This is a genomic window from Petrachloros mirabilis (genome assembly GCF_975968855.1).
Map to the genome: position 1 here is coordinate 1 of NZ_CDLUDY010000054.1, position 4,936 is coordinate 4,936.

The window sequence follows — 4,936 nt, forward strand, 5'->3', positions numbered from 1 at the left end:
GGAGGTGTTTTCCGTGATCTTCGATGGACGCCACCGGCTGAACGATGAGCCGTCCCTCGGATACCGCAACATTGATCTCTTCCCAGGTCAACAGTTCATATCGATGCGTTCTCAACATAAATGGTCCTCCCTGCGTCTCAGTGCTATATCGCTTAATTAGGGTCTATTTACCCTTCAAGCCCTCAGGACCACTCCAAATTTCTCGTGGAGATGATCCCTCATTCCACTCGTTCAAGCTTGAAAATTACCGGTCTCGCCCCATCCGTACAGCAAGAAAGAATAGCCCCCTTTTCCTTAAACCATGGGTAGTCCCCTCCCAACCGAAGATGGATCAGATCCCGCTGAATGTCCGCATATGCCCACGGGCAAAAGCCTTCCGGATATCCGCCTTCTTTTGCGATGAAAACTTGACCCTCCTCGAACCGGTCGCACAATCCCACACCGGTAAATGTAAGCGGGGGGTTGTCGCCGTAAAGCTCCTGGTTGTCCAACCGTTTCACTACCGTAATTCTCACATCCGCCATTTTGTCCTCCTTTTCTAAGTCTTATCAGCCGATCAAATCGTCCACAAACACAATCTATCCCACATCCCTTCAAAGATTCAACTTTGCCGCATCGATCCCGAAACATATATTTTACCGATATCATATCAATTTCGATTTAAAAACAAAATGATGTTTATGGACCAGTGCAGCACGGCAGCTTTTCTTCCGTACGCGTGACGGATCGGATGGCATGTGCTTCAGTGATCCGGGTGCTCGACCTTGGCGCCTTTCTCTATGAGGAGCTCCATCAGCACCGAACGATGGCAACGCGCTTCGTCTTTGCAGTAGCACCCCACAGAGAAGTTCGTTTGATGGGACAGGGCAGCCAGCAGTTCCAGTATACGGGAGTTCTCAGGCGTGGCCATCTCTGCACGGTACTTCTTCTTGAATGCAAGCCACTCCCGGTCGGTTTTTGCGTTCTTCCCGAACTTCATGGTTTCAACGCTGGGGGCTAAGTTTGGAAACCAGACATCGTACCAGTTCTGGGAGCTGAAATCTGCCTTTGCCACGCCCCGGGGCGGACGTCGGACCGTACCTATTGGAAGGCCCTCGCCTTCGACCCGATTACTGCCTAGCCTTAATACACGAACAGCCATAGAGACCTCCATATAATGAACCCAACGCTAATCATCCTATCATTTCCTTAGAGCTCTTGCACCCAATAGCACAAAAAAGCCAAGGATCACACCAATGATAGGCCCTAACCACATTGATTTAACTGTAGCAATACGGAATAAAGTTTTCTATTCTTATTTGTCTCCATATTCACGCCGTTTTAACTTATGGATTGCTTTTTCCAACGCTCTGTTGAATTCTTCAGGACGATCCATCATTAAGAAATGATCCGCATCCTTGATAATAATGGCGTCGAAAGAAAGCATGTGCCGACGATTCGCTTCATAGTTGATGGGCCACAGATCTCCATTCACGGCTATGACCGGAATGCGGGCTTCATCAAATGCTTTAGACGCTTCTCCTGTGATATACTGTAACATCATCTCGTTCATAGCGCTGAGGGCAACATCGGACGGTGCTGCTGAAATATCAGAGAGAATCCACTCGCGAAGGTGCGGATCCGTGTCGGGCGAGATCATCTCTTTTACGAACTGCCGACTTCCGGTTCGAAAGTTCTTCTCTAGGGGAGCCATCATCTTTTTGAACTCTTCGTGTGTCATTGGATATTCAATGTTGTGCATCGTGTCTATACCGATTAGTCCTACAATACGGTTCGGCATGAGTCGGGCAGCCTCTGCAATAACGGATCCGCCCATGGAATGCCCTATCAGAATGACACTGTGGCTGTCCGTAGTTTCAGTGACCGCTCTCACATCCTTTCCGAAAGCCGCCATGGTATACCGCTTACGCGTCATTCCGGAATGACCGTGGCCTGCAAGATCAAGCGTGACCACACGATGATTCTTGGAGAAATGCGGCAGCTGGGCGCGCCAGTAGCGGGCATCGCAGCTCCAGCCGTGCACAAATACGAGCGTCGGTTCCCCGGAACCGAAAACCTCATACGAAATCGAGACACCGTCTTTGGACAAGAGGACGTGCGGCCATTTTGCTTGTGCCTGCGGCACGCCAACGGTCAATATCAGGATTACCAAGCAAGCAACCCGGTTCATCAAATTCTTTGTAACGGGTCTACAACCAACCCTGCTGTCTGCCCACATGATATTTGTATCAGATTTCATTACCTCGCTCTTCCTTTTTTATAAATGCTGAAACTGATGCCCGGCGACGAGTGGGCCTTGGAAGCTCTGCACACAAGCCTGCATATTCAGTTTATTCAAAATTCAAGATCTGACACCGCCCCATTCCTTTGAGGACACGGACGGGACGTTGACGCATCACGACTCGTACAGTACCTTCCTTCGCGCAAACCCCGCGTAGCCACCCTCCATACGGTCGAGGAAGTTGCGGATCACCTCGTCCTCGTGCAGGTCGCCGCCGCAGACCACTTTCATCTGGCGCGGGTCGGCGTTTTCCTTTTCGTCGGTGACGATGAGCTTCTCGGCGTCCAGAGCCGTTGGGACATTGGGACTTACGGTGGCCCAGATAATCTGGCGAAACTTGAGCACCGGACGCTTTAAGACTCGCTGGAAAAGGTCGGCGCTATGAAAGATCTCGTGCGGTTGATGGATCAACAGCGGCTTCCGATTGCGAACCTTCGAGATATCCAGGCGCGTTACGAGGCGGTCGAGATCGGCATCGTTAAACTGCCGAGTTTTGTACCCCTGGGACAGGTAGCTTGGGCCCGGCCAAATCTCGATGGTGTTACGGGCCTTGTCGCGGGCCGCGTCGTCTCTGAGTTCCTCAACCCAGTTCCCATTGGCCGAAAGGCCATGGATCGTCGTGATAATCGTCGGATCGTCCGGGTCGAAGTGGCGGCCTACGCGCTGGACACACCACACGCCGGAGGTATCTCGTACGAACACCCGGACCCGTTGCGGCAGCCACCGCTCTTCGCTGTTGGGGAAGAACCGCAACATGCCAAATGCATAGGCTACCAGCCGCAGCACGGTCGACTTGCCCGAAGCCCCGACGACGCAATTCATGAAAGGGTTGAACCGGATCTCAACGCCGTCCGAATAGGAATCTTTGCCATGAACCATCAGTCCGAGGATGGCTGGATGATGGTTGGTCCAGTCCAGCAAGGCCTCTCGGCGTTTTTTGGGCACCACATACTCCTTTCGTGTCTTTGTCCCGTAGGCACCGTAGTTGTAGGTGTCCTCCACCGGGATCTCGACCACACGCCCCTGGCCACCGAGCAGCGCCAGCCGTAGCGCCCGGAAGACCTCGTTTGGGGTATCGCGTTGCCGGATGTCCATCTTGACCCAGGTGAAGCGCACGCCGAGGTCCTCGCCGGTGCCATCAACCTCGAGTCGACACTCGTGGGCATCGGATCCCTTGACAAACGCCAGAAGTTTGGCACGCTGGGGGGCGTTGGCGCCGGTATCCAGCCAGCGCAGTGTCTCGCAGGCGTCCTTGCCCTTTTTACGTCCCTCGCCTGCCAGCAGCGTGCCCTCAATCTTCTCCAACGCCAGCAGTGCCGGATGCTCGAGTACCTTCTGCAGGGCCAATCCCTTTCGGAACAGTCGCAACAATCCCTTAAAGTCGCTGTTGGAATGGGCCGGGATCACAATGCCGCCGGCCTCATCAACCAAGTCTATGGTACGTTGGACGCCGGAGTTGGCCGCAGCTTCGAACCCCCTTCCCCAGCTGTGCTCCTCGATGCCGATATCTCGCAGGATGCCCGCAATGCGGCTCGGGACCATCCAGTCCGGCGGGTAAATGGACAGACAGTGGACGTTGCTGACCGTGATCTCGGTTCCAGGCAAGACCGTCAACGGTCGCACGGAAGTGCGCTCGTCATTCCAGATCCTGATGCGCTCGTCGATGTGCGCCAGGCGACGGTCCCTGTCTTTGAGTTTTTTGGAGTCCTTGTGGTTTTCCTTGGTTTCTGCGTCGCCGTGGGATCGGCTGGCACCGGAGGACTCCAGTCTTTGCTTTGCCTTGCCCAGCCGTGCGTGCATCATCTCGCGGACCTTCGCTCCGGACGGCGAGCCTTCCCGGATATCCGCCAAAAACTCGTCGTTGACTTCCGCCACCGCGTCAAACCAGGTTCCCAACTGTGGCAACCGCGGTACGATGTATCCCGGATGGTTGTGGTCCGTCAGCGCCACCACCTCGATCTGCTCTATATAACATCGCAGCGTGTATTCTGGAGGAAAGAACTTCTCCATCAGGACATTGGTGATGTCCTGGAATGCAGACTTGAGCAACGGTATGGCTGCCTTGCTGTGGGGTTCCTCGATCCGTTCGATGTCCGTCAGCCAAACACGGGCTACCTCGGCCAACGCCTTGCCGTCGACCGCCCTTCCCGGCGGCTTCCACCACAGTGCCTCGGCCGCTGCTTTCTCAGCGGTGTCGTCGAAGATCGGATTGGTGTCCTTAAGATTGCTGAGCAGGGTAACCGCGGCACGCCGGTCCTTGGCCGACATGGTTGATGAGACTTTGGGGATCTTCGCGGCCAGCACCATGGGCAACCTGAACGAGGAACACTCCGACGCAGGCGAGTGGGTATGAAGATCCATGCGGGAGTAGTGGGCTCCCTCGCGTAAGCCCATTAGTTTTGGGTAGTCGCGATCAATGGTCTTTGACATGCTCTCCTCCTAACCCTGCAAATATGCTGTGTGTCTGAAGCACTTGGAATCAGCACGGCTTTTAGGATAAACCACCTGAATTCTTAACGGTGGAGAATCGAAAAAGAATTTTTTCAAAATTCTTTACTCTTCCACCTTGGAACACGATCCCTTCGTCTTTAAGCAATTTTATTTTTTCCTGTGTAGCGGCTCCCGATGTCTTCCCCCTAAATCCCCCAATCCGAC

At 54.0% G+C, this 4,936-nt stretch carries 4 protein-coding genes; all 4 read right to left on the reverse strand.

Annotated features, from left to right (window positions below):
- Window positions 1-218: 218 nt before the first annotated feature.
- Entirely contained in the window at window positions 219-524 is a 306-nt protein-coding gene (locus tag ACWVCN_RS02325; protein WP_455243900.1) for a TIGR04076 family protein, read from the reverse strand.
- Between the two features lie 218 nt (window positions 525-742).
- Complete coding sequence (locus tag ACWVCN_RS02330) at window positions 743-1,141, reverse strand: DUF488 domain-containing protein (RefSeq protein ID WP_455243901.1); 399 nt, start codon at window positions 1,139-1,141, stop codon at window positions 743-745.
- 153 nt (window positions 1,142-1,294) lie between these two features.
- Entirely contained in the window at window positions 1,295-2,170 is an 876-nt protein-coding gene (locus ACWVCN_RS02335; RefSeq protein ID WP_455243902.1) for an alpha/beta fold hydrolase, read from the reverse strand.
- A gap of 225 nt (window positions 2,171-2,395) precedes the next feature.
- Window positions 2,396-4,711, reverse strand: a complete 2,316-nt coding sequence (locus tag ACWVCN_RS02340) for a hypothetical protein (RefSeq protein WP_455243903.1) — start codon at window positions 4,709-4,711, stop codon at window positions 2,396-2,398.
- Window positions 4,712-4,936 lie beyond the last annotated feature (225 nt).